This is a genomic window from Rhodococcus sp. IEGM 1330, from assembly GCF_033142445.1.
GTDB lineage: Bacteria > Actinomycetota > Actinomycetes > Mycobacteriales > Mycobacteriaceae > Rhodococcoides.
In genome coordinates this window covers 347,438-374,034 of the sequence record NZ_JAWLSB010000003.1, presented here as the reverse complement: position 1 = coordinate 374,034, position 26,597 = coordinate 347,438, and the positions used below count along the sequence as shown (strand labels likewise).

Here is a 26,597-nt window from a genome sequence, read left to right as displayed (position 1 = left end):
GCTAGCGCCGATGCTGCCGGTAGACCTCCAAGCAATCGAAGAAGTCCTTCGCCCGTCCTGGTGACAGTTCACAGAACAGGACCGGTCAGTACGTAAGCTCCCCGTTCGCAGTGGGACGCATAGGCTCATCGTGTGCCCCGCGCTCGAGCCGACCACATCCGCCCCAAATCGACGCGCCTGCATCCGTCCGACGCGCGCGCGTACTGGATGGCGTCGAAGATTCCGAGCGACCAGTTTCTGCTGTACTGCTTCGACAGCGGATCCGAGGACCTCGACACCGAGGTGGCACGCCTGCACGAGCGCAGCGGTCGTATCGAGGTTCTACGTCGACGCATCACCGAGTCCGCCTGCGGACTCGACTATCCCCGCTGGACCGAGGCGGGTCCGCGCTCCGACGCGATCTCCGTCCAGAGGAACACGAGCATCTGGTCGGAGTGCCTCGATGCGATCGCTGCATCGTTTGCCAGTCAGGTCGACCCCCGAGTGTCCGTATGGCACCTGCACCTGTATCCGAACATCGCCGACGCTCCCGGCGGCACAGCCCACGTTGCCGTACTACAGCTTTCGCACGCGGCAGCCGACGGAACACTGGCCGCTCGCACTGCCCGCGACCTGTTCGGCACGCATCCACTCCCACCGGCCTCTGCCCGGGCGGATCCTCCCGGGGTGTTCGAGCCGGCATCCACAATCGTTGCCGCTGCGACTGTCCCGCTCCGACTGGCGCGGATGGTTCGCGGCGGCATCCGTGCCCGACGCGACGCGCTGAGTCTCGGACGAGGCACCGACTCGGGTGAAATCCCCCCGCCCGCACACTCGCGCGCTCTGACCACCCTCGACGTCGCACCCACCGGCCGGACGTCCGTGCGGACCATCGTGCTTCCGAAAGCCGACCTGCAGTCCGGCGGTACCACCGTCACCACGTTCGTGCTGACCGCACTATCTGTTGCGCTCCAACGGCTTCTGGAAGATCCTGCGGATCTGGCCGCCGAGGTCACGGTCGCCAGGGACGCACGAGCCGATGCCCGCAACAATTTCGGGAACGTCGGCGTCGGACTGTTTCCCGCCGAACCGGACATCCGCGCTCGCAGTCGACTCGTATCGGCCGATCTGGCTGCGCGCCGTACCCGCGCGAATCATCCGCTGTCGCAGGCCGCCCGCGCAGCACAGGACGACGTCGAAGCCCACGTGCCGGCATTTCTGGCCGAATGGGGAGTCGCGCAGTTCGATCCGACCGCAGTCCCTCCGACGGTCACCGGGAACACCGTCGTGTCCAGCGTCTCACGCGGCGCCGCCGACCTCACGTTCGGCGGCGGCTCCGTCCGATTCACCGCAGGTTTCCCGGCCCTGTCCCCCGCCATGAGCCTGACCCATGGAGTCCACGGCATCGGCGATACGGTCACCATCGGCATCACGTCCAACAGCGCGGCCGTACCCGACCCGGATCTGTACGAGGCACTCCTTCGCGGCGCCCTCGACGACGTACGCACGGCTCTGGCCTGACTGGGACCGAACTGCCAGACAGTTCTCAGCATTTGTCGGGCGTCGGGCTCAGGTTCGCCCACCAGACTGACAGCCATGAGCCAGGAAAAGGTCACCGTACTCGCCGTCGGAGGTACCGGAGAATCACATCCGTCCGACCACAGGACACGGGTGACGGGCCTGCTGGCCTGCGTCGTCGGCGAGCTCGACGACCGCTTCGTCGGCCGGTGGGTCGGCTATCCGGCGTCGTACGGTCCGGTCGCGCTCGGCGGACTGTGCTTTCGACACAGCGCAGACATCGGCGTCAGACGCCTGCGCCGCGCGGTCGAGGGCACCAGCGGACCGATCGCCCTGATCGGGTACTCCCAGGGAGCGACCGTCGTACGCGAGGTGCTCGGTCTGGTGCACGACGGAACGATCGACGGCAGCCGCATCGTTGCCGCTGGTCTGGTATCGGATCCTCAGCAGCCGGTCGGTGCCGTCGACGGATGCACCGGACGTGGCGTCGCCGGTGCGGGTGCGGCTCTGCCCGAGTCGATTCCGGTCAAGTGGATCGGGCTGAAGTCCGACATGATCTGCAATGCCAGCGACGACAGCCTCATCCGCGACGTTGCCGACCTGACCCGATGGATGTCGTTTCGCACCCCGAAGACATGGCTACGCGAGCTGTGGAACCTACTGCGCAGCAACAGCTTCCAGAACGCGACTCGAACGCGCCTTCGACCCTCGCAGTGGGCGAAGGATGTTCGGCGTCTCCGCACCGCGGCCGTCGAAGTGGCCGGGTATCTACCGCAGTCGCTGCGCTGGCGTCGACTCGAATGGGCCAATCCCGGCGGTGGCCGACACATCGCGTACGCAAGCGAACCGTACGAGGACGACTCGACCGGCTGTCAGGTTCTCGCACGGTGGTTGGGCGGGCAGGCGGATCGGCGGGAGAACCGACTCAGCCCTTCTCTGCCACAGCGGCGAGCTGCCTGAGCCCCTTCTCGAAGTCCGGCCCGACGAGCTTGTCCATCGAGAACACTTTTCCGATCAGAGCGAACAGCTTGTTCTGCTTTCCCGACATTCGCCAGGTCACTCGGGTTCCGTCGGCGACAGGCTCGAGCAGGAACGCCGTGACGTTCCTGTTCTTGAACGGCTTGGTGAACGCGAGGTCGAGCACGATTCGTTGTTCGGGAATCGACTCGGTGATGGTCATCGTCCCCGCGCCGGCCTTGCGGTTACCCGACCACGAGTACGACGCCCCCACTCCGGCGTCGGGACCGGTGTAGGTGCGCGTCAGATCGGGGTCGACTCCCTCGTAGGGCGACCATTTCACCCACTGGTGAAAGTCGTCGATCAGGGCGTGCACGGTTGCGGCGTCGGCCCGAACCACGGCCGAGCGTTCGACGAGGACGGGGACGGGTTCGCTGGCCATCGCGGTGTCGTCAACTTCTCTTACAGAGACAGAAGATATGCCCGGCCGGATCGCGGAACACCCAGAACGAGGGTTGCGCGTGGTCGATGAGTTCGGCCCCGGCGTCGACGACGAAGTCTCTGGCCTGCTCCATGTCGTCGACCACCAGGTCGAGGTGAATCTTGATGCCCTCGTTCGGCCAGTCGATGGGGGTGAAGTCGGGTGCCTTCTGAAAGGCGAGCCGCAGTTCGCCCGGACCGTGAACCACCACCCAGTCCCCGTCGTCGCGGACCGGCTCCCATCCGAGGATGGTGCTGTAGAACCGGCCGAGTGCGGCGGGTTCCGGGCAGTCGAGCACGGTGTAGTCGACGGTGATCCGCGGTGGCGTCATGGCGGACAGAGTAGCGGTCAGCCGCCGACAGCAGGGGCGATCGTCTCGAACCATGCCTCGTGCAGGTGCTGCTCCCAGTGGTTCCACCAGTGCACACCGGTGCCGGTGATCTTGACGTTGGGACGCCCGCCTGCGGCCTGCAGCAACGGAACGAATGCGCGGCTGCTCATGCCGGCAGCCGTCTCCAGTGGCACCATCTGCGCGAACTTGACGGGGTCGAAGCGGCTGCTGGCCGGGTTGAACACAGGGTCCGTAGCCGGTGAGCCACTCCCCGAGGAGACGAAGACTGCCGTGTTGCGCAACGCGCCGACGTTGAGGGACGGGTCGTTGCGGATCCAATCCGCGGACGGCCAGGTGCCCCACATGTTGCGAGCGTTGCCGCCCATCTCGCCGACGGCCACCGAGATGCCCTGCGCAAATCCGGGGCTGCTCGCGGTCGGGTAGCCGCTGAACGATGCAACGGCCTTGTAGAAGTCGGGGTGGTGGGCGGCCAGGTTCAGAGCCGACGTTCCGCTCATCGACAGTCCGGCCACCGCGTTGTTGACGTTGTCGCTGCCGAAGCGATCCGCCATGAACGGAGGCAGCTCCTGGGTGAGGAAGGTTTCCCACTTCACGCGTCCGAGCTTGGGGTCGTCACGCTGCCAGTCGGAGTAGAAGGTGCCGCCGCCGCCGAACGGGATGGCCACGTTGACGTGCTTGTCGGCGAAGAAGCTCTCGACGTCGGTCTCGATGAGCCAGCCGTTGTCGTTCTCGGGCGCACGCAGGCCGTCGAGCAGATACAGGGTGGGGGCGGGGCCGCCGCCGGCAGCTTTGAGCACCTTGACCGGAATGTTCTTGTCCATCGACGGCGAGTAGACGTAGACGAGCTCGGAGTCGGCCTTCGCCACACCGGTCCCCATCAGCACCGTTGCCATCGTGGCGACCAACACCGCCACTACAGCGAGCAACAGACTTCGTATCCGACCATGCAGCATGAAGATTGTCCCCTTGTTCGTATCCAGCCGACCGTCTCGGGGAGGGTAACAGCCCGGTCACGGCAGCGCCTCTTCTAGCGCAGCGGGTTGTCGACGATCCACCACGCCGCATACGGCGGCAACCACACCGAGCCGGTGTCGTCGACCTGCAGATCGTGCTGCGAGAGAACCTCGACCGGGGCCGGAATTCCGAGTTCGATCAGCTGCGCGTGCGGGAACGAGCGATGTTCGGCGGTGACGTTGTACAGAGCGACGAGAGTGCCGCTGGGATGCCGCCTGCGCACCACGAGCAGACCGTCGTCCGACTCGCTCTGCACGTCCACCGGAGCCTCGGCGTGCAACATCGGTAGTCCGGCGCGCACCTTCGCGATCCGGGCGATCCCGTCGAACACTCGTTGCGCGTCGCTCCCCTGCTGGAATCGGCCGGCGCGATCGGCGTCGGTGACGCGGGGTCGATGCACCCACCGGTTGTCCTCGGCATGAGCTGGTTCCTCGGCCCAGTTCGGATCTCCAGGGGAGCCGAGCTCGTCGCCGCTCCACACGACCGGAATTCCGCCCCATCCGGCAATGATGGCGTGCGCCAGAAAGATTCGCCCGAACGCGCCGTCGGGATCCAGGCGGGACGTTCCCAGACCGGTCAGCGCGGCTGCGGTTCCGCTGATCCGGCGGTCACCGGTGTCCGGGTTGTACTGGAACACCAGGCCTTCGGCCCAGGAGCCGTCGAATTCGCCCGAGTACCAGTCGGCCAGGAAGTGGCGATGCCCTGCGCCCGAGAGTCCCAGGGACGCCGCGTCGCCGTCGTCGATGGCCCAGCCGATGTCGTCGTGGCAGCGAACGTAGGTCACCCAGGTGCCACTCGGCGGCGTCGGGGGCAACGACGCCAGTGCGTGCCGCGCCAATGCTGTACTGCCCGTTGCCAACATCGACCACACCTGCACCATCAGCGAGTTGTGGTAAGCGATATCCGAGACCCGTCCGGTGTGCCGCCCCTGACCCAGGTACGGCAGCAGATCGCGGGGTCCGACGATCGCCTCGGCCTTGAACAGCGTGGCCGGAGCAGCGAGTCGCGCGGTGGCGCGCAGGGCCTGGGTGACCGCATGCACCTCGGGTTGGTTCTGGCAGTTGGTTCCCAGCCGCTTCCACAGAAATGCGATCGCATCGAGGCGCAGCACTTCGACCCCGAGATTGGCCAGGTGCAGCACGATACTTGCGAACTCTTGCAGCACAGCAGGATTGGCCCAGTTCAGATCCCACTGCCATTCGTTGAACGTCGTCCACACCCACTCGCCGAGTGTGTCGTCGAAGGTGAAGCTGCCGGGCGCGAAGTCGGGAAACACCTCGGGGAGAGTGCGCTCGTACGAGTCCGGGGTGGTGCGATCGGGATAGATCAGGAAGTAGTCTCGATACTTCGGATCACCTGCGCGCGCCTTTTCGGCCCATTCGTGCTCGCGTGCAACGTGATTGAGCACCAGATCGACCACGAGACTGATGCCGCGTCCGCGCAGCGTTTCCGCGAGCGCCCGCAAGTCCTCGTTGGAGCCGAGGTCCTCGCGCACCGCTCGGTAGTCCATCACCGCGTATCCGCCGTCGTTGTCGCCGGGCCGCGGTTGCAGCAGCGGCATCAGGTGCAGGTAGGTGACACCCAGATCGGTCAGATGGTCGAGCCGTTCGCCTACCCCACGCAGCGTCTGTCCGTACCGGTCGACATAGCAGGCATAGCCGAACATGTCCGGCTGCTGAAACCAGTCCGGTTCGAGCAAACGACGCTGATCGAGCCGGTGCAGATCCTCGGGGCGGGCGGCATAGGCGCGCGCAGCGATCTCCACCAGGGTGGCTGCCACGGCGTCGGGATCGGGGTAGACGGCCGTGACCGCGTCGTGCAGATCGGGAAACCACTGCTCGAGACGCAACTCGAACGTCTCGCGTCGGTGGGCGGGAAGCTCGGCGAGGATCTCTCGGGTGACCTCGGAGACAGCGGGGTGAACCATGGACACATTCTGGCATCGACCCCAACGTGCGGACGCGCATACATCCGGTTACCGCGGGGTATCAGAGCGGCATGTCATTGCTGACCCGCACGCTGGACACGATCCTCGACAGAGCAGTCGTTCCCGGATACTCCCGCATCGGTGCCACGGTGCGCCGACGCTTCTGGGCCGCGGATCCGACGCCGTTCCCCTCCCCCATCGACATGGTGGTGACCGGCGCGTCGTCCGGGTTGGGCGCAGCCACCGCGAAAGAACTGGCCAGACTGGGGGCGCGGGTTCACCTGGTCGGCAGGTCTGCCGATCGGTTGGAGACCGCGGCCACCGCCATCCGAGCCGAGGTGCCCGACGCCTCCCTGGTGGTGCGCGAATGCGATATCAGCAACCTCGACTCCGTGGCCGAGTTGATTGCGGCTCTGGCGTCCGAGCTCACCGCGGTGCACGCTCTCGTCCACTGCGCCGGGGTCATGCCGGACGGGCGGCAGCTGTCCGCGCAGGGACACGAATCCGCTTTCGCCACCCACGTTCTCGGGCCGGTCGCATTGACGGTGGGACTGCGCGAGCTGTTCGACGCCGGATCGCGGGTCGTCTTCGTCTCCAGCGGCGGCATGTACCCGGTGCCGTTGCAGTCGGCCGACTTCGAGTTCGAGAACGGCAAGTACTCCGGTATGACGGCATACGCCAGGACCAAACGCATGCAGGTGGTGGTGACCGAGCAACTGGCGGAGCGGTTCTCACTCGAAGACGATCCGGTCGTCCACAGCATGCATCCCGGTTGGGCGGCCACTCCCGGCGTCACCGGCTCGATGCCGCTGTTCGGTTCGGTGATGAAGCCGATTCTGCGCAGCGCACACGACGGGGCAGACACCATCGTCTGGCTCGTCGCGTCCGACCAGGCATTGACCAGTACCGGCACGTTCTGGCACGACCGGGCCCCGCGTCCGACGCACTACCCCTCGTGGCGCGGCGATTCACCTCGCGTGCGAGATGCATTGTGGGCGAGCGTGGTCGAAGCAACGGGCGTCGAGCTCTGACGCTCGCTCAGCTGGTGACCACCGACCAGACATAGCCGTCGGGATCGGTGAATCGCGAGTCGCTCACAGCCTGTCCCCCCGCCGATTCCGCGGTACGCAGGATCGTGTCTGCCTCATCGCGCGAGGCGGTTCGGTACTCGAGCACGACGTTGCGCGCACCCACGGAACCCTTCTCGGCACCGGAATCCTTGGCCAGTGCGTCCACGGTCATCAGTCCGAGTCTGCACGCACTGTGTGCGGGCGCGAAGTCGATGTACTTGTTTCCGTAGTCTCGATCGGTCGTCATACCCAGAGCCTCGTAGAACTTCTTGGATGCCTTGGGCTCCGAAACTCCCAACAGAACAGCGATTTCCGTCGGCTTCGGACTGTCGAGCGCGGGCCCGGTGTCCTTCTTCGTGGGTGCCGCGACCTTCCAGAACGAACCGTCAGGAGCGAGGAACACCCCGGAGAACGCTCCGAACAGCATCTTCTTGGCCGGCTTGACGACGGTCGCGCCCGCCTGTTCCGCTGCAGCGAGAACGGACCGCACTTCAGTGGGCTGTTCGACGATGTACGACACCGTGTAGCCCTGATATCCGGACGGTTTCTCGTCGAAGTCACCGACACGGACCACATCGGAGGCCTGTAGGGCAGATGCGTAGAAGGCCCGCGCTCGCTGTGGATCGGACGATCCGAGCTGTATCGAATCCAGGGAGAAGGTCATGGCTCGAAGGGTAAGGGACCCGCCTTCATCCGTCTTCTCCGTTCCTGCTCACTTCCGAGTCGTCACAGACCCAGCAGGTCGGCCGATCGCCGCAGGCGCATGAGCACCTGAAGATCGAGGGCGTCGTCCGGGTCGCGCCACTGCGTACCGATCAGCCGGTCGATCGCCTCTAGCCGTTGGTAGAGCGTGTTGACGTGCACCCGCAGGCTGGACGCGGTAGCCGAATGATGCCGGCCGTGGGCCAGATACGTCGACAGCGTCTCCATGAGCGGGACTCCGCGCTTGGTCTGCTCGGCGAGCAGCGGCCCGAGCTTGTCCTCGGTCAGTTCGTCCAAATGCTCACGAGCCATGTGGCTCAGCAGGATTCGATAGATCCCCAGGCCGCGCGCCGAGGACACTTCGCCGTCTCTGCCGAGCGTCGTCAGCACGTCGGCAGTCTGTTGCGCCTCTCGGAACGCCGTCGCCAGAGCGTCGGCACCTCGCGCGGGCTCGGAAATTCCCACCGTGGCACGGGTGGTGATCATGCGGCGGACGGTGACGGACTCGCGAGCGGGAACGACCAGCAGGATTCTCGAACCTTGCTCTGCTACAACCGATCCCGGCGGCAGGGCAACGGCTTCCAACTCCGCTCTCGACGCGTTCCCCTGCGCGACCGCCACACAATACGTCACGTCCGGAGTCAGTCCGGCACGGTGGAACTGCCTGCGTTCGTCCTCGGGCGTCGACGTCGGATGGAGGAGTAGGTCGAGCAGGAATGCGTCCTGCGCCCGGCGTGCGGACTCCGCCGCCGCGCGCTCCTCGGCCAGCGACAGCGCGATGGCCGGCACGGCCCGATCGAGCAGTAGGCGGGTCTGGTCTTCGTCCCGTCCGACGGAGATCAACACCCCCAGAAAGCGACCGGCAGCCACCACCCGACGCGCGGTGATCTCATCGTCGACGGCAGCATCAGCGCCCGCCCTGCAGTGTTCGACCAAGGCTTCGACCCGGACAGCTCTGTCCTCCAGCGCAACCGGTACCGACGCGCCGTCGGCCAGGAAGTGCGCCGGCCGTTCGGTGGCCGACGCCACCTCCCGAACCAGGCTCCTTACCCCGCCTCCCCGGAGCACGACCTGGGTCAAGGTGCGGTCCCATTGCACGGTCTGTTCCAGTTCCGCAGTGCGGAGCGATAATTCGGCATTGAGTGTTTCGAGCTTGTCGATCGCTCGCACGTTTTCGATGGCGATGGCCGCATGTGCGGCCAGCGCCGACAGCAGAGCGATCTCACTGTCTGCGAAGTCCCGCTCCTGCCGCTTGCACGCGAACAATGCGCCGATGACGCGGTCGCCCACTCGGAGCGGTACGCCCAGTAGACCGCGCATGTTCTCCGACCGCGCAGCACTGTCGGCTCCCGTGATGTGCCGAAATGCAGGCTCGCTCTGATAGTCCGGGGTCCACGACGGCGACGCCCCGCGCACGATCAAACCGACGAGCCCCTCGTCGAGCGTGAGCCTGATGCCCACGAGCTTCGGCGTCAGAGCACCACTGGTGACCTCGATGACGAACTCGTCCCCGTACACCGAGCCCATATAGGCCAGATCCACGCCCAGAAGCCTGCGCGCCTGGTCCACCACTTCCTGCAGCAGAATGCGATTGTCGCGCACAGTCGTCAGGCGCACCGCGATGTCGTTGAGCGCCGAGAGCTCGGTGCTGCGCTGTTTGCGCTGATCGAGCAACGTGCGCAGCCGCAACGCCGCATGCGCCTCGGCACCGGGAAAGTCCCGGCGATGGGCTTCCAGCTGGTCGACGGACGCGTCGTCGAGAAGCAATTCCATCCATGACTTCGCGGGCGACATGGAGAAAACCTACATTGGACGAGATGCGTGTCACAGCTAAAGTCGTATGCATGTCGCTCGTCGAACAATTGTCCGAGGTCCTGCCCGCGGATCGAATCGTGGTCGACCCGGACGTCATCGCTTCCTATCGACACGACGAGGCCGAATGGGCACCGTATTCGACACCGGTCGCCGTCGTGCGGCCCCGCAGTGCGGAGGAAGTGCAGGCTGTCGTTCGCGCCTGTCTGGCCGACGGCACACCCGTCGTCACCCGGGGTGCGGGCACCGGCCTGTCCGGTGGCGCAAATGCCACCGAGGGATGCGTCGTGCTCGCGCTCGACGGCATGGACGCGATCAAGGAGATCGACTCACTCGAGCGCTACGCCGTCGTCGAGCCAGGGGTCGTCAACGATCACCTGCGTGCAGCCGTCGCCGAGCAGGGTCTGTGGTATCCCCCGGATCCGGCCAGCGCGCCGTGGTCGACCATCGGCGGCAACGTCGCCACCAACGCCGGCGGATTGTGCTGCGTGAAGTACGGCGTCACTCGCGACTACGTGATGGGCATGCAGGTCGTCACCGGAACCGGAGAACTGGTGAGGCTCGGGCGCAAGACCGCGAAAGGTGTTGCCGGCTACGACCTTGCAGGCTTGATGGTCGGATCGGAGGGCACCCTCGGGATCATCACCGAGGTGACGCTGAAGCTGCGTCCGCTCCAGGACCCGCAACGGACCGTGGCCGGCTATTTCGATTCGATCGTCGATGCCGGCCGTGCCGTCGCCGCAGTTGCCGCCGCCGGATTGACCCCGTCCGCACTGGAATTGATCGACAAACAGTGCCTCATCGCCGTCGACGCGTGGAAGAACATGGGCCTGTCGGTCGAGGCTGATGTGGTGCTGCTCGGACGTATCGACGATCCCGGACTGATCGGAGACCAGGAAGCCGAGAAGATGCTCTCGTGCTTCGACGAGGCAGGAGCTACGTGGTCTGCGGTCTCGACCGATCAGGAGGAGGCCGACGCCCTGTTTGCGGCTCGACGGTTGGCGTATCCGGCGATGGAACGTCTGGGTCCGGTGTTGACCGAGGACGTGTGCGTGCCGAAGAAGCATGTGCCCGAGATGCTCTCGCGCATAGAGCAGATCGGCCTTCGCTACGAGACGACGATCGCCAATATCGCACACGCGGGCGACGGCAACCTGCATCCGTTGCTCATCACTCCGCACGACGACCTTCCGGCCCGCGAGCGCGCACAGTCCGCCTTCGCCGAGATCATCGATGCTGCACTGGAACTCGGTGGCACCGTGACCGGCGAGCACGGAGTCGGATTGCTCAAGATGGACGGTCTGGTGCAGGAACTCGATCCGGTGGTGTTGGACATGCACCGCGCGGTGAAAAAGGCACTGGATCCACACGGAATCTTGAACCCCGGCAAGGTATTCGCACCCTGACAGCGCTGAGACCGTACGGTCCTAGGGTTGCGTGTGCAGTTTGCTGTTGTGCAGCGCAGTGACCAGCAGACTCGGCAGGCCGTTGACCAACAAGAGAACGGCCACCATGAGGCCGATCGCCAGCCACGGCTCGGTCAGCCAGAAATAGTTGCCGAGCTGTAGCGCACCGAAAATACTCAGTAACCATCCCGCGGTCTGGGCGCGTCGAGCAGGCCTGACCGGATACGAGCCGTTCACCGTGGGCAACCGCCGGCCATAGTTCTCACGGACTGCGATTCGAGCGGCCACGACGTGAAGCAGAACAGCGAACGTGAGGGCACATACTGCAAGCGACATGTATCCGTCTCCTTTCCCGGTTCCGTACTGCGCAGTCTCTCAGCCCTGGGACGATAGAACGATGACGACCAAGCTGACCAGGGACTTCGGATCTACGCTACCCATTGGGTGGACCGAACTCGACCGCAATCTCGAAGCGGAGCACTGGTCGGTGTTCACAAGTAAGTTCGGGTTTCGACCCGGGACCAAACCCGAGTCGTGGCCGGCCATTGCCGAGCCTGCCCCCTCGATGACATTCGACCTCTCAGCCCACACCGTCCGCACAACAGCTTCGTGGTCTGCGCGAGCCGACGCGATCAACGCGGAAGCGTTGCGCTGCTTCGTCACCGAGTTTTCGGACGACCCCACCTTCGTGGTCCTGGACTGGCAACACCCTTGCTACAGCTTCGACGCCGAAGCGCACGCCGATGCGGCCGAGAACGCCGAATGGCGTGTCCCCGTCCATCCGAACGGCGACCACTACATCTTCGCCCGCGACGAATTCATAGAAGGCACCTTCGGCCACCCGTGGGAACGCACCTTGTGTGTCTTCGGACCGCGCATGGTCGCCACGCTCGGTCGCACCTTAGCAACGTGGCTTCCCACGATCCGCGTCGACGGTGAACAGGTCGCGGCTCGACGAATGTAACCAAGCCCGACCCGCCGACAACAGGTCAACCGAGCGCAACAGAATCCGTATGGTTGCACGATGGACGACAACGACGCGTCGGAAGCGATCGATCTGGCCTTGACGAAGCTGGAGGGGCAACGCGCCTCTCATGTCGACATGATGGGTACTACGCCGTTCGCACCCTTGGCTCACGTGCAGCGCCCCGGCGTGGTCGCCGTCGTGCTGCAAAACAACGCCATGCGAATCACGGTCGTCGTCGACTACCACGAAGGTGGTTGGCGTGTCCCGACGATGCTGACAGGCTCTCGTCGCAACACCGCTGCCCGGGCGCTGGAAACCGGCCCGATGGGACTCCAAGCAAAGAGCATGAAAAAGGTGCGCTGGCCGTCGACCGACCCGAAACGTTCTACGCCGGAGCATTACTGGTTCACGCTGGCTGGCCTTGCCGCAGTCGATGTCGATCACGTCGTCGTCACCAGCGATGTCGATACATTTCGTGCAGTTCCAGACAGTGACGGGGTGGTGTTGGCACTCGTCGAGGCCACCGACACGAGCAACCCGGCCATCGTCGTCCACACAAGAGACGGCCGCGAAATGCTTGCTGGGCCGTGAAGGGACAGGCGTTACCGCCCTGTCGACAACGAAGATTCAGACGACATTTCGGGGCCGTGTTTCTCGAGCGCAACCACCGCAGCCACCAAGATCAGAGCGGCGCTAGCGATACCCGGTAACCATGTCGGATCCGGGGCGTAAAAAAACAGCAGCGCATAGTGCAGCTGAAAGATCGCCACTGGCAACAAAATCAGTGCCCTTGTTCGACGCATCCGGCCGTTCGAGAAAAGTATCTCGCTGATCGAACCAACAAGGATCAGCGCAACCAACGGTGGCCCCTGATGCCATTGCAGTAGTACTTCCCAGTGACTTTGGCCAGTAAAACTGGATCGCGCGAAGACGGCGAACGGAGCCGATACGAGTGCACAGACAATCCAGCTGATCGGATGGCGAAAAAGCTGGCGGACTCTTCTCAAAAACGCTTCCTTACAACATGAACAGCGACGACCTCGAACTGAACCAATGAGCAGCTCGCTTCTCTTCGAGCTGAGCACGTCAACAACCTACATTCCACGTCGTGGCCGGAGGCCTCGAATCACATGCAAAGGGGCCTTATCGTTCACTTGTCCGGGATCGCTCCGGCTTGTGAAACCATCGCCTCATGACCGTTCGACCGTGCACCGATGCTTCCCCAGCTCAGTGGTTACTCACCGCGGACCGCGATTGGTCGGACCTCACTGTTCGTGGGCCACTCGGATACGAGGCATACGCGCGCCTGCGGTTCATTCCCGACCCCACCTATCCTGGTCAGCGCGAGGGGGACGCAGACGTAGACGGTGAAATAATGCCAGAGATCAAGCAACTGGCGATTGCGACCTCACACCTCTCCAGCCACACCTCCACACCCGACGACTGCTACTTCGCAATCTGGGAAGGATGGGGTGGACTCGAACTCGTCGGAGCGGTGCAAGTACCGTTCGTCAATCGCGAAGCTGTTCTGTTCAACGGTGCCACCAGTGATCTCTCGACATGGGTCGACTCTCGCGATGACACCAGCCCCGACAACTTGCCGATCCCGTCATTCGTCTGGCCAGCCGACCGCGCCTGGTGCATCGCCAACGACGTCGACCCCCACTTCGCCACCATCGGAGCAAGTTTTACTGCGATCCAAGAACTACTGGAGAACACCACCATCGACGTCGCCGCGGACGATCCCGACCTTCCGCAGCCCTGGTACAGCGTCTAGAGACGAGTCACCGGCGCGCGGCGGCAAGCAAATCCACGGCCAGTTCGATCCACCACGCGAACGTGGTCATGGCCGTTGCCCCCCTGCTCGCGACGTCACGTCGTAGCTGAGTGGAAAGCCATCGGCATGAATGCGAAGCCGGTTCGCTTAGACGGCGTCACGATCGTCGAATTATCCTGATATTCAGGTAAGCACCAGGAAGTCCGCACGTTTCGACCAGTGCAGGGTTCGTAAGAACTGGCGTTGACATTGCCGTCCGTCCACGTATGAAGACTAAGCTGCGGGCATGTTGCGGTCGGTGTGGTGGGCCCTCGCCGTAGCCACGTTGGCTTTCACCGCATGGAACGGGTTGTCGCTGACAATGTTCGACGTGTCGATGGCGTGCTCCAAGATCGGCGAGGGCGGTTCCTACCACTGCGATGACAGAGCCATCGACGTGCTTGGGGTGTGGCCTCTGGTTGCCGTCGGGCTGTTGCTTGCCACGCCACCTGCGGTGGCAGCAATAGCAATGCGTCAGTGGGTTTCCTGGCTCGCCGTCGCCACCCTTGTTGTTCTGCTCATCGCGGGGGTGGTGTTCGTGACGCATGACTCCTACTTGAACTTGCTTGTTCTCGCTCTTCCTATGGCGGTCATCGGATCCGTATCAGCCACGTTCCAACGAACTTCCCTAGGCGGCGGAGGCAGGAAGGTCTCCTGACACATCGAAGTGAGCGATGACATCGCCCCTCGACCACCCCGCCCGTGCGGGAGGGAACCGCGTCAGCCTTCGAATCGCTCGATTCGCCACGGCGGAATCTCACGACGCGGTCGGACCTTGATCGCGCGAAAGCTGTAACCGTCCTGATCGATAACAGGCTCCCACTCGAAGTCGACCTGCTCGCCTACGTCGAGGTCGGAGACACCTCCACCGATGCTGAAGCCTCCCACCGATCGAGAGTCGATGACTTCGTCTGGATGAAGGGCACTGAAGAAAGTCCAGCACCCACCCGGAGTGTCGTCGGAATCGATGACACCCCAACTCTCTTCGCCGTTCCACACGGACACCACTCCGACGGACCACGTTCCAGCCCGAATCGGTTCTTCCCACTCCAGATCTGTCACTTCGGTGACGGTGCCGTCAGGGGCAATATCCCAAGCACCGGACGTCGGACGATCCGACTGTGCGACAGGCTCCGTGCCGAGCGGCCAGGCGCGAACTGAGAAGAAGCTGTACCCGTACAGAGGTTCTACCTGGTGCTGCCACTCGAACTCCACGTCCTCGCCTGGAGTCAGAACAGGATGTCCGTGAACAGCAACCGATATCGACGGCGTCCAACTTCCGCCCGGTGTGTCGTCGGAATCGATCACGCCCTGCATGCCCAGAATCTCCCAGCTCCGGACCCGCCCACGACTCGTCATCGGTCAAGTATGTCCGTGTTCGGCGCAAGAGCTGGATCCGGTTGCGTGGAGATACCCCGCTCCGTGAATACGCAGCCGTTCGTCAGTGTGCCACCGGCACTTCCTTGTTGCTCTCGGAGCGGACTCCCATTCGACTGCGCAGAGCGATCACGAGAACGACCGCCACGAGCATGACACCGCCGACGACCCACAGCCCGGCCTTGGCGTTGCCAGTCGCATCGAGCAGCCACCCCGTCACATACGGGGCACCGAAGCCCGAGGTGTTGCCCACCGAGTTGATGATCGCGATTCCAGCTGCTGCACCTGCTCCGGTGAGGAACGTACTGGGCAGGTACCAGAACACGGGAAGCGCACAGAACACACCGACGGCATTGACCGTCACCGCGATCATGGTGGTGAACGGCGAATCCATGTACAGCGCAAACGGAATGGAGATCGCACCGATCAGAGTCGGAATCGCCACATGCCAGGTTCGCTCGCCGGTCCGGTCCGAGTGTCGACTCCAGAGCACCATCGCCACTGCGCCCACTGCGAACGGCACGGCCACGATAAGACCGGTTGTCACGAGAGAGAAGTCGGTATCGAAGGTCTGCTTGAATCCCGCGACGATGCTGGGCAGAAAGAAACTCAGGGAGTAGAGACCGTAGGTGATGCCGAAGTAGATCAGGCCGAGCGTCCATACCCGTACATCACGGAGAGCGCGCTTGACCGAGCCGCTGATGTGCCCGTCCTTCACAGCGTCCTCGGACTCCAATTCTGTCGTCAGCCAGGCCTTCTCGTCATCGGTGAGCCACTTCGCCTGAGACGGTCGATCCGTGAGATAGAACCAGGTGACCACGCCGAGCAGAATCGCAGGAATACCCTCGAGGAGGAACATCACCCGCCAGCCGGACAGTCCGAACAGCCCGTCCATGTACTGAATGATCGCACTCGACAGGGGGGCGCCGAGCGCCGACGACACCGGCAGCGCGAGGAGGAACAGGCCCATCAACCGGACTCGGTAGGCGCGCGGAAACCACATCGTCATGTACAGCAGCACGCCGGGGAAGAAGCCGGCCTCGGCGATGCCGAGAAGAATCCGTAGCCCGTACAGCCACCCTGCCGTGGGCACAAAAGCCATGGCGGCGGCCACAATTCCCCACGACACCATGATGCGGGCGATCCATCGCCTGGCACCGAATTTGTGCAGAGCCAGGTTGCTGGGCACCTCGAACAGCAGATACCCGATGAAGAACAGGCCCGACGCCAGGCCGAACATCGTTTCGGTCAGGCCCAATTCGTCGCTCATGGTCAGCTTGGCGAGACCGATGTTGGTGCGATCGAGATAGTTGACGAAGTAGGCCAACCCGAGAAACGGAATGATGCGTCGGGCGACCTTCTTGACCACCCTCGATTCGATCTCGGGCTTCGACGTGGCTGCAGGCATGGGCTCGGCTTTCCTAGAGCGAAAGTGACCTGGACCACGTTATGGACGACTCGAGCGGAGGTCTATGGAGAAACCACCCATCGAAGACGCAGGGACGAGGGTGAAGTCTCCAGCACTCAGCCCCGGGCTGCCGTGTTGCAGCCGAATGCCCACGCTGCGATCCTGTGAACGTGCGAGTAGCTCTCATTGCCGATATTCACGGCAACATCGCGGCGCTCGACGCCGTTCTCGACGACATCGAACGGCAAGGTGTCGACTCGGTGGTCAATCTCGGCGATCTGCTCTCCGGCGGCCTGCATCCGCGTCGAACTGCGGACCGGCTGATGGCGCTGGGTTTTCCCACTATCGCGGGCAATCACGACCGCTATCTGCTCGAGCAGGCTCCCGATTCCATGGGCAGTTGGGATCGGCACGCCCATGATCGACTCGACGACGAGCATCGACAGTGGCTGGGCTCGCTGCCGTTCTCACTCGAGCTGGATCGCGGAATCCTGGCAGTGCACGGTACGCCCACCGATGATCAGCAGTATTTTCTGCACTCGGTGGACCCCGACGGCTCTCGCGAGGCCACCGAAGCCGAAATTATCGACCGAGCAGCAGGTTTCACCGACAGAGCTGTCATCGCCTGCGGGCACACCCACTTGCAGCGACAGTCGACTCTCCCCAGCGGCACACTCGTGGTCAATCCGGGGAGCGTCGGCGCGCCCGCGTACGACGACGATCAGCCCTACCCGCACGTCATGGAATCCGGGTCGCCGCATGCTCGGTACGCAGTACTCGACGATCACGACAGAGGCAGCTGGTCGGTATCGTTCGAGCTGGTCGAGTACGACCACCTCGGTGCTGCCGCCGATGCCCGCGCGCACGGTATGAACGACATCGCCGACGCTCTTCTCACCGGATTTGTCGGCCCTGCGCCACAAATGCCGTCACACTGATCGCGTGAAGATCACCGACGCTCAGCGCCGACACCGGCTCGTCGCGCAGCACTTCGCCCGTGCCTCGACCACCGAAGCTGTAGTGTCGTCACTCCTCGCGTTGCATGCCACCGATCCGGCGACGGTGTATCTGTCGGTGCTCGCCCGCGCTAGATCGCTGGGGCTCTCGGGTGTTCGTGATGCAATGTACGAGCGCCGGAGCCTGGTGCGGTTGATGGCGATGCGGCGCACGATGTTCGTCGTCGCTCACGACGACGTTCCGATGATTCACGCTGCGGCGAGCCTCGGGGTTGCGCGCACCATGCGGGCACGCCTGATCAAACAAGTCTCCACGTTGCCCACCGAACCGGTGATCGCCGACGTCGAATCTTGGCTCGCGGCAACCGAAGCCGAGACCGAATCGGCGTTGCGATCGATGGGGACCGCGACCGGAGCTGAGCTGTCCGCGGCTGTGCCCGGCCTGAAGACAGCGCTTCTACCGACCACCGACAAGGTGTACGACGTCAAGCGGTACGTCACCTCGGAGGTACTGGTGATGATGGCCGCCGAAGGAAGGCTGGTGCGCGTCGAACCACGGGGCGCGTGGACATCTCGACGTCACGCATGGGCACCGATCGATCACTGGTGGCCGGGCGGGATTCCAGATCTCGACGAGACCGAGGCCAGGACGGACTTGGCTCGACGCTGGCTCGAAGTGTTCGGACCTGCGACCCTCGACGATCTGCAGTGGTGGACGGGCTGGAACAAGACTCAGACTCGTGGGGCGATTTCCGGCCTGGAGACCGTGGCGGTCGAACTGACCGAGGGCGACGGAATCATGTTGCCCGGCACTACCTTCGACAAGATTGCCGGCTCGAGCGTCATGCTGCTACCTGCACTCGATCCCACTCCGATGGGATGGAAACACCGCGCCTGGTACCTGGGTGAGCACAAGGCTCCACTGTTCGACACCTTCGGCAACATCGGCCCGACCATCTGGTCCGGGGGTCGCATCGTCGGCGGTTGGGCGGTCACCGGGTCCGGAGAAGTGGTGACCGAAATCCTGGAGGACGTCGGATCGACGGTGACGAAAGCCGTTGCAGCCGAGACTGAACGACTCACCACCCTGCTCGACGGCACCCCGGTGGTCCCATCCTTCCCGACACCGCTGGAGAAAAAACTGCGCGGGAAGAAGTAGCCGACTTTGTCTACCAGTTATTGTGGGCACATGACCAGCGGACCTGTGCCTGAATAGCGGAGCGCCCGACCAATCAGCGCTCGAGTTCGCGGTAGGGTCAGACCGTGCCGATCAGTCTGGTTTCCATCGTCCTCCCCGTGTACAACGGGTTGCCCGATCTGGATGAGCAGCTCGAAGCCATCGCTGCACAGGACTACACGGGCGATGTCGAGCTCATAGTCAGCGACAACGGCCCGACCGACGGCTTGCGCTCACACCTCGAAGAACTCTCTTTGCCTCTGTCGGTGCGAAGGGTGGACGCCTCCGCCAAGCGTGGAGTCTCATACGCCAGAAACGTCGGAGTGAAAGCCGCACGCGGCGACATCGTTGCTTTCGTCGACCATGACGACGTCGCTTCTCCGACGTGGCTGACTGCAATGGTGCGCGCGCTCGACAGCTTCGACGCTGTGGGCGGCGCACTCGAAATCGAATCCCTCAATCCGGCGGAGGTGGCGGCGTGGCGAGATACCCCGCCGACCGGCACTCTGTTTCCCACTGCCTACCTGCCGTATGCACCGGGAAGCAACTTCGCACTGTGGCGGCAGGCCTTCGAGAAGGTCGGAGACTTCGACGAAGACCTCGTCGGCGGCGCCGAGGACGTCGACTACTCCTGGAGGATTCAGCAAGCGGGATTGACGCTCGGACATGCCGCGGACGCGTTGGTCGCTTACCGCATCAGAACGACTGTCCGGCGATCGTTCGACCAAGGCCGCGCGTACGGACACACGTCGTACCAACTGTCGACTAAGCACCGTGCATCGGGCTGCCCGCATCCGTCGTCCTTCGTCAGGATCCCCGTACATGCGGTGTCGATCATCTATCTTGCGACAGTTCGTAATCCGTGGCTGCCGCGGATACTGCGACCGATGCCCGTCGGTCTGTGGGCTCACTACATCGGGATTCACTACGGCGCTTTACGAATTCGAGTGTCCGCGTTCGGCCGACGACAGCGACCGAGCATCCGATGACACGCGAGACCATCGATGCGATACGCGAGGAGACTCTCGCCGTCCTGCGGCCTCACACGGCACCGGGGGATCGCGTGGCTCACTTGGACTTTCCGAATCACTACAATGCCGGTGACTCACTCATCTATGCCGGTGAGGTCGAGTACTTGAAGCGGTTGAACGTGCACGTCGACTACGTGTCGGATCCGTTCACCCACAACGATGCTCTACTCGAAGAACGAATCGGTGACGGGACTCTGTTTTTGCAAGGCGGAGGAAATTTCGGTGACCGCTGGCCGATCGACCAGCGATTTCGTGAAGCGATCGTTGCGCGGTTTCCTCGCAACAAGATCGTGTGCCTTCCGCAGAGCATCGACTTTGCCGACACCGAAGCCCTTACGAGGACCGCAGCCCTGTACGCGCAGCACCCGGATCTGACCCTCATGCTGCGTGAAAAACGTTCGTACGAACTGGCACTCGCCCATTTCCCGAGCAACCGCATCGAATACTGTCCGGACATGGCGTTCGGTGCCGACATCGCTCGACGCGCCGAAGGCTCTGCAGTGGACGTCGTGAAGCTCCTGCGCGCCGATTCGGAAAGCCTCGGCCACGCATCGGTGAACATCGACGCTTCGTCCGTGCAATACGATTGGGGCCTGCGCGGAACGGATCTGGTGATCTCGACGGCGGTGATGCTGCCGACTCTGATTGCGCAACGTTTCCCCAGCGCGAATCGGCTGCTCTACCCCGCTCTTCTACGCTCGTACGAGCAGACGGCAAAGCTCAACCTCCGTGTGGCCCAACGTATTCTGAACCTTGCGCCCGTTGTCCTCACCGATCGACTGCACGCTGCTGTCCTGGCCGCAATGATGGGCAAGCGTGTCGTGGCGATGGACAACGCGAACAAGAAGGTATCCGGCATCTACGACGCCTACCTGCACCGCTTCGACAACGTCCACTTCGCATCGACCACCGACGAGGCCGCCGAGTTGGTTCAGCAGGCCGTATCCGACAGTCGTAGATGAACGCTGGTTGACACAGCGCGGAGGTTCAGAAGGGGTAACGGCCCTCGGCCCAGGCGCGAGCGGCCGGAGGTGTCACCGCGTCGACAGGTTCTCCATCGCGGAAGTACTGCGTGTGCAGAATCCGACCCGTGTCGACGGCTTCCTGCCACGCCTGAGTGGGGCCTTCGCCGAACCAGAGCCACGGGGTGATGTCGTCCATGACGACCACCGACTCGGCGGTAGCGAGCGCACTTAGATCGTCGAGGTCTGCGCGAGCGCCCTCCACCGAGTGGTCTCCGTCGATGAAGATGACGTCGAACCGCATGTCCGGGTGTTCCTTCGCATAGGCCGCGATGGTGGTATGCGAGTCGCCCTGGATGAGGGTGTGTCGGCCCGGAAAGTGCTCGTCGATATGGGCTTTCGCGGCGTCGCTGTAGGCATACGCGGCCAAGTCGAAGGACACGACGGTCGTATCGGGCGACGCGTCCAGAAAAGCCCAACTCGAGAAGCCGGCATTGAACCCGACCTCACAGATCAACTTCGTACTCGCCCGGGCCGCGAGCGAGGACAGATACTTTTGCTCCGCCTCATCGGCTCCGCGCTCGAAAGGTTCACCGGCGGTGGCTGTCTGGTTCACCAACGACTCGAGTTCCTGCAGACCCATCTACGTTCTCCTATCCTCTGATTCGGAGCGTAGTCATTATCGATTCCCCGGGCTGACAACGGCCCGAGCTGTGACGTCAGCCCGGCGCATGGACGGTCAAAGCGTGCGCCTGTGCGGCCGCCGCCAGCCTGACGCCATAGGCGACGAACGCCGTGAGATGGTCTCGAACCGACAGTGCGCTGGCCAGATGGATCGCATCGAGGGTGCGCAGCATCGGGTCACCGACATCGGCCGCTAGGTCGGTTGCACTCGAATCGATGGGGACGAGATTCATCTGCGCTACAACTGCCCGAGCAGTGGGCACAGAACCCGGTGCGTATCGACGCGTTGCGCGCACAACTTCGATTTTGGCCAGTTCGCTACTGACCCAGGGCACTCCCGCTCGCTCCGTAAGCCAGGTCTGCAGGACGTCGCTTTCGGCCTCGTCGAAGATCAGCTTGAGCACAGCGGACGAGTCGAGGTAGATCACCGATCGTCACGCATGTCGTCGAGCATGGATTCTGTGGATACCTCTGCGCGCACTCGTTCGGGAAAACGAACCGGAAGCGTTGCTGCCGTCAATCGCCCTTCGGCAACGAGGCGATCGACGGCGTCGCGACCAGGTTCGGGTGGCACGAGCAGCGCCACGAGCTTGCCACGATCGGTGACCTCGACGGTTTCGCCGGCCTTCACCCGCGCCAGGTAGCGGCTGGCGTGTTGCCGTAGCTCCCTGATGCCGATTCGCTCCACCGCACCAAAGTAGCACTTCATGTGCTACCAGGCGGGCAGGCATTCTCCGGCCGGGCCAGTATTCGCCGACGGACTATTCATCTGCCCACGGTCACAGGTCGGCATCTGCACAAATTCGTGGGCAAAGCTCTATTGACTACACGTTGAAGCGGAACTCATCGCTGGGCGTTTGCTGTTGTTGGCAGTTACCGGAAACCAGCCCTGAGCAGCGCACCTGCAAGTTTGAACCGTTGGTGCGCGACGGTTGCTGATGACACTGCTGCGTACCGGCTGCGTACTGCCGGGGTGGGCCAGAGACCCTCGGTCCACGCCGACATCCGCCCTGGGTGAGGGAAACTCCCACTCCCGCGAATTAGACGGTTCCTGTGGAGAACCGAGGGGTACCGTCCAGAGCTATGGGCGCGGGCCGAACAGCGGGGACCGAAACTGACCGTCTGATAGATGCTCGCCGGGAGGTCGAGGATCTGCGACACCGGTGGACCGCTAAGTCTGCTGAACTGCAAGAGGTCACGACGTTGCTGGCAGCCGCAATCGAACGGGTAGCGGATCTCATTGCGGAGACGGAGAGCGGTGACGCCCGGCGCGAACGCCGCGGAGAGATGAATCGGACGGCTCAAGCAGTGCGGGTACCAACATCGCCATGGCTCAGTACGCGAGAGGCGGGGGAACGTGCTCGCTGCCACCGGCAAAGCATCTACGACGCTTTGCATCAAGAGGAGTTGAAACCAGGCTCGGGGCTGAAGGGACGGCAGAGGAAGGCACCGCAGGGTGCGTGGCTGATCCACGTCGACGACCTCGACGCCTGGGCCGCCAGCGAACCCCCACCCAAACGACAACCCCGAACGAGGTAAACCGTGGCAATTTCCGATGCTGACCGGGCAGAGATCGACCGCCGAGCTGCTGTCCTAGCTGCCGGGCTGGCCGATAAGCCAGTCCCCGACAGTGTGATCCAGTTGCTCAGACGGCTGACCAGACAGCAACACCTGGCCGAGCTTCAGGGTGCCCCATCAGAACCCCAGACCCGTACGGAGGGAAATCCGCCTCCCCCGAGGCGAAGATGACCCCAGTGGGGGAAGGTCCGATAGCCCACCCCCTGCGCGCTGCTGGTCACGGAGGTGAGTTCCTTCGGGTAACTCTCCTCGGAAGCTCCGCTCTGATCGAAAAGCTCTAACCTGCGGGAGTGGGAGTTTCCCTCACTCAGGGCGGGGGTCGGTGTGGCCTGAGGGTCTCTCGCCCACCCCAGCGAGGCGCTAGCGAGAATCGTTTGAACCTGACAGACCTGCGAGCGCCCTCCCTCAGGGCGAAGCGTGAACTGAGGGCTGAGCCCCTCCGCCCACCCCTGTCCGGCGGGTCGAAACTCCTCATTGGTTTCTTCGGTATGCGCGCTGAGCCTTGCGCCCGTTACATGATCTGCACATGGCCTGGAGTGGTCCCGATGGGTCGCCGCCGTGTTGGATGTCGACGATGTGATCGGCTGTCAGTCCTCCGTCAGCTGGTGCGAGCGCGTGCGGTGGGCGCTCGAATCCAGGGCACTGCTCCCCGTACTTCGATCGATGCTCGGCCACTGTTGCTTGCCGGCGCTTCTGCTCGGAGTAGTCACGTGTGGCCTTCGTTGGTGTCGTCGCTCGTTGGTGTCGGTTCACAGCTCGACGGTGGTTCAGGCACCGGGACTCGCGTTGGAGCTCGGGGCATCCGGGCTGTGCGCACACCTTCATAAGTGATCGTGGCATCTGAGGTCAGCCGTTCAGTAGGCGAGGAACGGTGAATGCGGCCAACGCTTCATCGTCGGGTAGTCGCCGCGTGCTTCTGGGTCGGGGATGAGTTCCCATGCTGCTGTGCCGAGGCGGACAGGTGTATCGATACCTGCTCGCCGTGGTCCGCCTGGCCAGTCGGAGACCATGACAGTGGAGATATCGCCGAGTGCTGCGGTGGTTATCGGATCGGCTGTGAAGTCGATGCCGCCTGTGGATTCGAGCCATCGTTCGGGGTTGGTCCGTGACCGTATTGACCAGCTCATAGCAGCGTCAACACTCCCAACATGAACTCCTGCAGTTCGGTGTCTCCGAACTTGAATTGCGATCGACCGTACAGGTCCTGTGTTCCGGTCTGGAAGATCTCGTGTGGCTTGAGGTCTGGCCGGTCTATGCCAGCTTCGTAGGTCTTACCGGTGTAGCCACGGGACCGCTCGGTCCAGTCGTCCTTGTAGGTCATCTCTCCGGATCCTGGGTACATCTCGGCTGGGGTTTCGAGTAGGCCGTTGCGTGTGGCTCGGGTGCGGGCGAGCGCGAACTCGAGTTGGGTCAGACCGGGAATCGATTTCTCCATTCGGTGTCCGAGCTCGTGGATCATGGTCTCGGTTGCCTCGTCGGCGTGGGCACCCCATTCGTAGGGATGGCTGCCTCGTTTGCTGACGACGATGGTGTCGGTGGTGAGAACACTGGGGTGTTGCTCAAGGAAGAATCCGCGGTCTGCGTGGCCAAGTCCGATCGGGCCGCGATCGTCGGCCGCTCTGAGCCAGTCAGTTGGGTAGAAGCGCTCGGCTTCACGGAGCATATCGAGGGCATCAGCATCGACGGGACTGATGGTGCTGCTGCTCTGTTCACCGATCTTCGCGCGGTCGTCCGGGGTGAGCGTGCGCACTGTCTGCTTGGTGCCGCCGAATCCGCGTGCGTCGGTGAGTGCTTCGAGGATGATCTCGCTTTCGCGTTTCGCCACATCGACTCGGCGGGCGTTGATGACCGTGTCGAACTTGAGGAGGTCCTGAAAGTTCCCGGCGGAGAGTAGGCGGTCTCGTTCGGCCGCAACGCTTTCAGAAGACAACAGCGCGCGGGCAGAAGTGAGGGCGTCATCGGCGTTCATGCGTCGCGCAATGTCGGTGTTGATAGCTCGGCCGGCGTCCGTGACCGTGGTCAGGTGCGCCTTGAGCCGACGTGACGGAACGAATGCGCCGTTGGCGTCCTTCGACAAGGTGCTCAGGTTGTCCCAGCCGTCTTGGCCGGCCGGTAGATCGGCGCGTGCAGAGGTGATGAGGTCGCGTGTCGCGCGGGACAGCGGGCGGGATTCTTCGTAGAGGCGTTCAGCTTCGAGCCAGGCCTTCGTGTCAGCGACCTTCTTCTGGTGGGCGGCGCGTTTCGCGGCCTCCGCGGCAGCGACAGCATCCAGATCGACGATGGGACGGACCGGCTTCGCGATATCCGGGACCAGACTCGTCCTCGAACCGACACCAGACGCAGGGCCCGAACGGTCCAGGATGTAGCCGTTTGCTCGTAGCAACCGCAGAGCATCCTCACGGGACTCCGCGATCTCCATGATCGACTCCGGCATCAACCTCGGCGTCGTACGCGGATCACGGCCACGAGCACGGATCACGTTGCCGGCGACACCACGCTTCGTCACACCCTCCGTCGACGTGAACAACTGCTGCCCATACACATCCTGGGTCTGCAACGCCCCCGTCGAACCGGCCGCCGAATCCAAACCTGTAGCACCACGGCGAACGTTGACGACCTGCCCGATATCAGCACCGGACCGGATCGCCTCCGCACCAGCCATCGTGAAGGTCTTGTTCTGCTCGGCGACCGACAGCGAATCGAAGTACTTCACCGGATCGACCATCGCGTCGTCGGCGGTTCCCTCGACAGCGGCAACCACTTTGCAGTCGCAACCGGGATGGCGACGGAACGCCGCGTTCCACCTGTAGAAGCGGCCAGCGAGGACGACACAGCGGGAGCAGGACGGGGGGTTGAGCATTCGGTACGAACCGACTCCGGGTCTCGTGGCAACAGCGACTTTCGTTGCGACTCGGGTAGCGTCCGCCAACTGCGTTTGCATGTACATCTGCAGGGTGGTGAATCCTGCCTGCCATGCCAGGGCGGATCCCTTGGTTTCGACCTGCTTACCCGCGGCAACGACAGCGCCGTAGAACAGGCCGTCGAGTGAACGCCCGTCCGCGGCTGTCCCGGCGAGGCTGTCGGTGATGAGGTCGGCTTCTGGTGTGACTGGGGTTCCCGCTTCGTCGAGGGTCGCTGTCACGTAGTCGTCGATGTCTCGTGTGGCCCGTTGTTGTCCGATGGTCATGATCTGCACCAGGTCGTCGACGTTCGCCGCGAACCACGCATCGAAATCGGCGGGTGGCCTTGAGCCCCAGATCTCCTCGGCATACGCGAGCAGTTCCATCGTCAGTCTCTGCTGACCGAGGTAGTGGGCTTTCACCGTTTCAGGGAGTGGCATATCTGCTCTCCTCAACAGCATTCGGCGCTGGCCGGGTCACCGGTGATGGAAAGGAGACGAGCGCCGCAGCGCTCTGTGTCACC

Annotated in this window: 28 protein-coding genes; 13 read left to right on the top strand and 15 right to left on the bottom strand. The window is 63.6% G+C overall.

What is annotated here, in order from left to right:
- Window positions 1–132: 132 nt before the first annotated feature.
- Window positions 133–1,500: a WS/DGAT domain-containing protein gene (locus R4P57_RS09920; protein ID WP_317802662.1), complete on the top strand. Its 1,368-nt coding sequence runs from the start codon at window positions 133–135 to the stop codon at window positions 1,498–1,500.
- Between the two features lie 75 nt (window positions 1,501–1,575).
- Complete coding sequence (locus tag R4P57_RS09915) at window positions 1,576–2,457, top strand: PE-PPE domain-containing protein (protein ID WP_317802661.1); 882 nt, start codon at window positions 1,576–1,578, stop codon at window positions 2,455–2,457.
- Here R4P57_RS09915 and R4P57_RS09910 read toward each other — a convergent pair.
- The 4 genes from R4P57_RS09910 to R4P57_RS09895 form a co-directional block, all read right to left on the bottom strand.
- A complete protein-coding gene (locus R4P57_RS09910; RefSeq protein WP_317802660.1) occupies window positions 2,423–2,896 on the bottom strand; it encodes an SRPBCC family protein in 474 nt (157 codons plus the stop codon). The genes R4P57_RS09915 and R4P57_RS09910 overlap by 35 nt on opposite strands.
- Window positions 2,897–2,906: 10 nt before the next feature.
- Window positions 2,907–3,266 carry a VOC family protein gene (locus tag R4P57_RS09905; protein ID WP_317802659.1) on the bottom strand — a complete coding sequence of 120 codons (360 nt, stop codon included), beginning with the start codon at window positions 3,264–3,266 and terminating at the stop codon, window positions 2,907–2,909.
- 17 nt (window positions 3,267–3,283) lie between these two features.
- The gene (locus R4P57_RS09900; RefSeq protein WP_317802658.1) at window positions 3,284–4,240 is read right to left on the bottom strand and encodes an alpha/beta hydrolase family protein; all 957 of its coding nucleotides are present in this window, start codon (window positions 4,238–4,240) and stop codon (window positions 3,284–3,286) included.
- 74 nt (window positions 4,241–4,314) lie between these two features.
- On the bottom strand, window positions 4,315–6,228 hold the full coding sequence (locus tag R4P57_RS09895; protein ID WP_317802657.1) for an alpha-amylase family protein: 1,914 nt from the start codon (window positions 6,226–6,228) through the stop codon (window positions 4,315–4,317).
- Window positions 6,229–6,299: 71 nt separating this feature from the next.
- Here R4P57_RS09895 and R4P57_RS09890 point away from each other — a divergent pair, with 71 nt between their 5' ends.
- A complete protein-coding gene (locus R4P57_RS09890) occupies window positions 6,300–7,259 on the top strand; it encodes an SDR family NAD(P)-dependent oxidoreductase (protein WP_317802656.1) in 960 nt (319 codons plus the stop codon).
- A gap of 7 nt (window positions 7,260–7,266) precedes the next feature.
- Here the strand turns inward: R4P57_RS09890 and R4P57_RS09885 are convergent, their stop codons facing one another.
- Together R4P57_RS09885 and R4P57_RS09880 are read right to left on the bottom strand one after the other, a co-directional pair.
- A complete protein-coding gene (locus tag R4P57_RS09885; RefSeq protein WP_317802655.1) occupies window positions 7,267–7,962 on the bottom strand; it encodes a glyoxalase in 696 nt (231 codons plus the stop codon).
- 62 nt (window positions 7,963–8,024) lie between these two features.
- A complete protein-coding gene (locus tag R4P57_RS09880; RefSeq protein WP_411742346.1) occupies window positions 8,025–9,773 on the bottom strand; it encodes a helix-turn-helix domain-containing protein in 1,749 nt (582 codons plus the stop codon).
- A gap of 71 nt (window positions 9,774–9,844) precedes the next feature.
- Here R4P57_RS09880 and R4P57_RS09875 point away from each other — a divergent pair, with 71 nt between their 5' ends.
- A complete protein-coding gene (locus R4P57_RS09875; protein WP_317802653.1) occupies window positions 9,845–11,218 on the top strand; it encodes an FAD-binding oxidoreductase in 1,374 nt (457 codons plus the stop codon).
- A 21-nt stretch (window positions 11,219–11,239) separates the two neighbouring features.
- Here R4P57_RS09875 and R4P57_RS09870 read toward each other — a convergent pair whose 3' ends face one another.
- Window positions 11,240–11,554, bottom strand: a complete 315-nt coding sequence (locus R4P57_RS09870; protein ID WP_317802652.1) for a hypothetical protein — start codon at window positions 11,552–11,554, stop codon at window positions 11,240–11,242.
- A gap of 61 nt (window positions 11,555–11,615) precedes the next feature.
- On the opposite strand from R4P57_RS09870, the gene R4P57_RS09865 reads away from it, so the two are divergent.
- Together R4P57_RS09865 and R4P57_RS09860 are read left to right on the top strand one after the other, a co-directional pair.
- Entirely contained in the window at window positions 11,616–12,182 is a 567-nt protein-coding gene (locus R4P57_RS09865) for a DUF2716 domain-containing protein (RefSeq protein ID WP_317802651.1), read from the top strand.
- A 60-nt stretch (window positions 12,183–12,242) separates the two neighbouring features.
- Complete coding sequence (locus tag R4P57_RS09860; protein WP_317802650.1) at window positions 12,243–12,776, top strand: hypothetical protein; 534 nt, start codon at window positions 12,243–12,245, stop codon at window positions 12,774–12,776.
- Window positions 12,777–12,787: 11 nt separating this feature from the next.
- On the opposite strand, the gene R4P57_RS09855 is transcribed toward R4P57_RS09860, so the two are convergent.
- Window positions 12,788–13,270: a hypothetical protein gene (locus R4P57_RS09855; protein WP_317802649.1), complete on the bottom strand. Its 483-nt coding sequence runs from the start codon at window positions 13,268–13,270 to the stop codon at window positions 12,788–12,790.
- A gap of 107 nt (window positions 13,271–13,377) precedes the next feature.
- Between R4P57_RS09855 and R4P57_RS09850 the strand changes: the two genes are divergently transcribed.
- On the top strand, window positions 13,378–13,962 hold the full coding sequence (locus R4P57_RS09850; RefSeq protein ID WP_317802648.1) for a hypothetical protein: 585 nt from the start codon (window positions 13,378–13,380) through the stop codon (window positions 13,960–13,962).
- A 286-nt stretch (window positions 13,963–14,248) separates the two neighbouring features.
- Window positions 14,249–14,659 (top strand): ABC transporter permease, encoded by a 411-nt coding sequence (locus tag R4P57_RS09845; protein ID WP_317802647.1) that lies wholly within the window; start codon window positions 14,249–14,251, stop codon window positions 14,657–14,659.
- Between the two features lie 62 nt (window positions 14,660–14,721).
- Here the strand turns inward: R4P57_RS09845 and R4P57_RS09840 are convergent, their stop codons facing one another.
- Together R4P57_RS09840 and R4P57_RS09835 are read right to left on the bottom strand one after the other, a co-directional pair.
- Window positions 14,722–15,360, bottom strand: a complete 639-nt coding sequence (locus R4P57_RS09840; RefSeq protein ID WP_317802646.1) for a hypothetical protein — start codon at window positions 15,358–15,360, stop codon at window positions 14,722–14,724.
- Window positions 15,361–15,442: 82 nt separating this feature from the next.
- A complete protein-coding gene (locus R4P57_RS09835; protein WP_317802645.1) occupies window positions 15,443–16,786 on the bottom strand; it encodes an MFS transporter in 1,344 nt (447 codons plus the stop codon).
- 170 nt (window positions 16,787–16,956) lie between these two features.
- Here R4P57_RS09835 and R4P57_RS09830 point away from each other — a divergent pair, with 170 nt between their 5' ends.
- From R4P57_RS09830 to R4P57_RS09815, 4 genes are all read left to right on the top strand, one after another.
- Window positions 16,957–17,724, top strand: coding sequence for a metallophosphoesterase family protein (locus R4P57_RS09830; RefSeq protein WP_317802644.1), 768 nt, complete (start codon window positions 16,957–16,959; stop codon window positions 17,722–17,724).
- Window positions 17,725–17,728: 4 nt separating this feature from the next.
- On the top strand, window positions 17,729–18,901 hold the full coding sequence (locus tag R4P57_RS09825; protein WP_317802643.1) for a winged helix DNA-binding domain-containing protein: 1,173 nt from the start codon (window positions 17,729–17,731) through the stop codon (window positions 18,899–18,901).
- A 104-nt stretch (window positions 18,902–19,005) separates the two neighbouring features.
- Complete coding sequence (locus tag R4P57_RS09820; protein WP_317802642.1) at window positions 19,006–19,908, top strand: glycosyltransferase; 903 nt, start codon at window positions 19,006–19,008, stop codon at window positions 19,906–19,908.
- Entirely contained in the window at window positions 19,905–20,912 is a 1,008-nt protein-coding gene (locus R4P57_RS09815) for a polysaccharide pyruvyl transferase family protein (RefSeq protein ID WP_317802641.1), read from the top strand. The genes R4P57_RS09820 and R4P57_RS09815 overlap by 4 nt, the downstream gene beginning before the upstream one ends.
- 25 nt (window positions 20,913–20,937) lie before the next feature.
- Here R4P57_RS09815 and R4P57_RS09810 read toward each other — a convergent pair whose 3' ends face one another.
- From R4P57_RS09810 to R4P57_RS09800, 3 genes are all read right to left on the bottom strand, one after another.
- The gene (locus R4P57_RS09810) at window positions 20,938–21,555 is read right to left on the bottom strand and encodes a class I SAM-dependent methyltransferase (protein ID WP_317802640.1); all 618 of its coding nucleotides are present in this window, start codon (window positions 21,553–21,555) and stop codon (window positions 20,938–20,940) included.
- A gap of 76 nt (window positions 21,556–21,631) precedes the next feature.
- Window positions 21,632–22,024 carry a type II toxin-antitoxin system VapC family toxin gene (locus tag R4P57_RS09805; RefSeq protein WP_317802639.1) on the bottom strand — a complete coding sequence of 131 codons (393 nt, stop codon included), beginning with the start codon at window positions 22,022–22,024 and terminating at the stop codon, window positions 21,632–21,634.
- The gene (locus R4P57_RS09800; RefSeq protein WP_317802638.1) at window positions 22,021–22,284 is read right to left on the bottom strand and encodes a type II toxin-antitoxin system prevent-host-death family antitoxin; all 264 of its coding nucleotides are present in this window, start codon (window positions 22,282–22,284) and stop codon (window positions 22,021–22,023) included. Before R4P57_RS09800 ends, R4P57_RS09805 begins: the two co-directional genes overlap by 4 nt.
- Window positions 22,285–22,679: 395 nt before the next feature.
- Here R4P57_RS09800 and R4P57_RS26800 point away from each other — a divergent pair, with 395 nt between their 5' ends.
- Window positions 22,680–23,135, top strand: coding sequence for a helix-turn-helix domain-containing protein (locus tag R4P57_RS26800; protein WP_411742339.1), 456 nt, complete (start codon window positions 22,680–22,682; stop codon window positions 23,133–23,135).
- 893 nt (window positions 23,136–24,028) lie between these two features.
- On the opposite strand, the gene R4P57_RS09795 is transcribed toward R4P57_RS26800, so the two are convergent.
- Entirely contained in the window at window positions 24,029–24,301 is a 273-nt protein-coding gene (locus R4P57_RS09795; RefSeq protein WP_317802637.1) for a hypothetical protein, read from the bottom strand.
- Window positions 24,298–26,514: a hypothetical protein gene (locus R4P57_RS09790; RefSeq protein WP_317802636.1), complete on the bottom strand. Its 2,217-nt coding sequence runs from the start codon at window positions 26,512–26,514 to the stop codon at window positions 24,298–24,300. The genes R4P57_RS09795 and R4P57_RS09790 overlap by 4 nt, the downstream gene beginning before the upstream one ends.
- Between the last annotated feature and the right edge of the window lie 83 nt (window positions 26,515–26,597).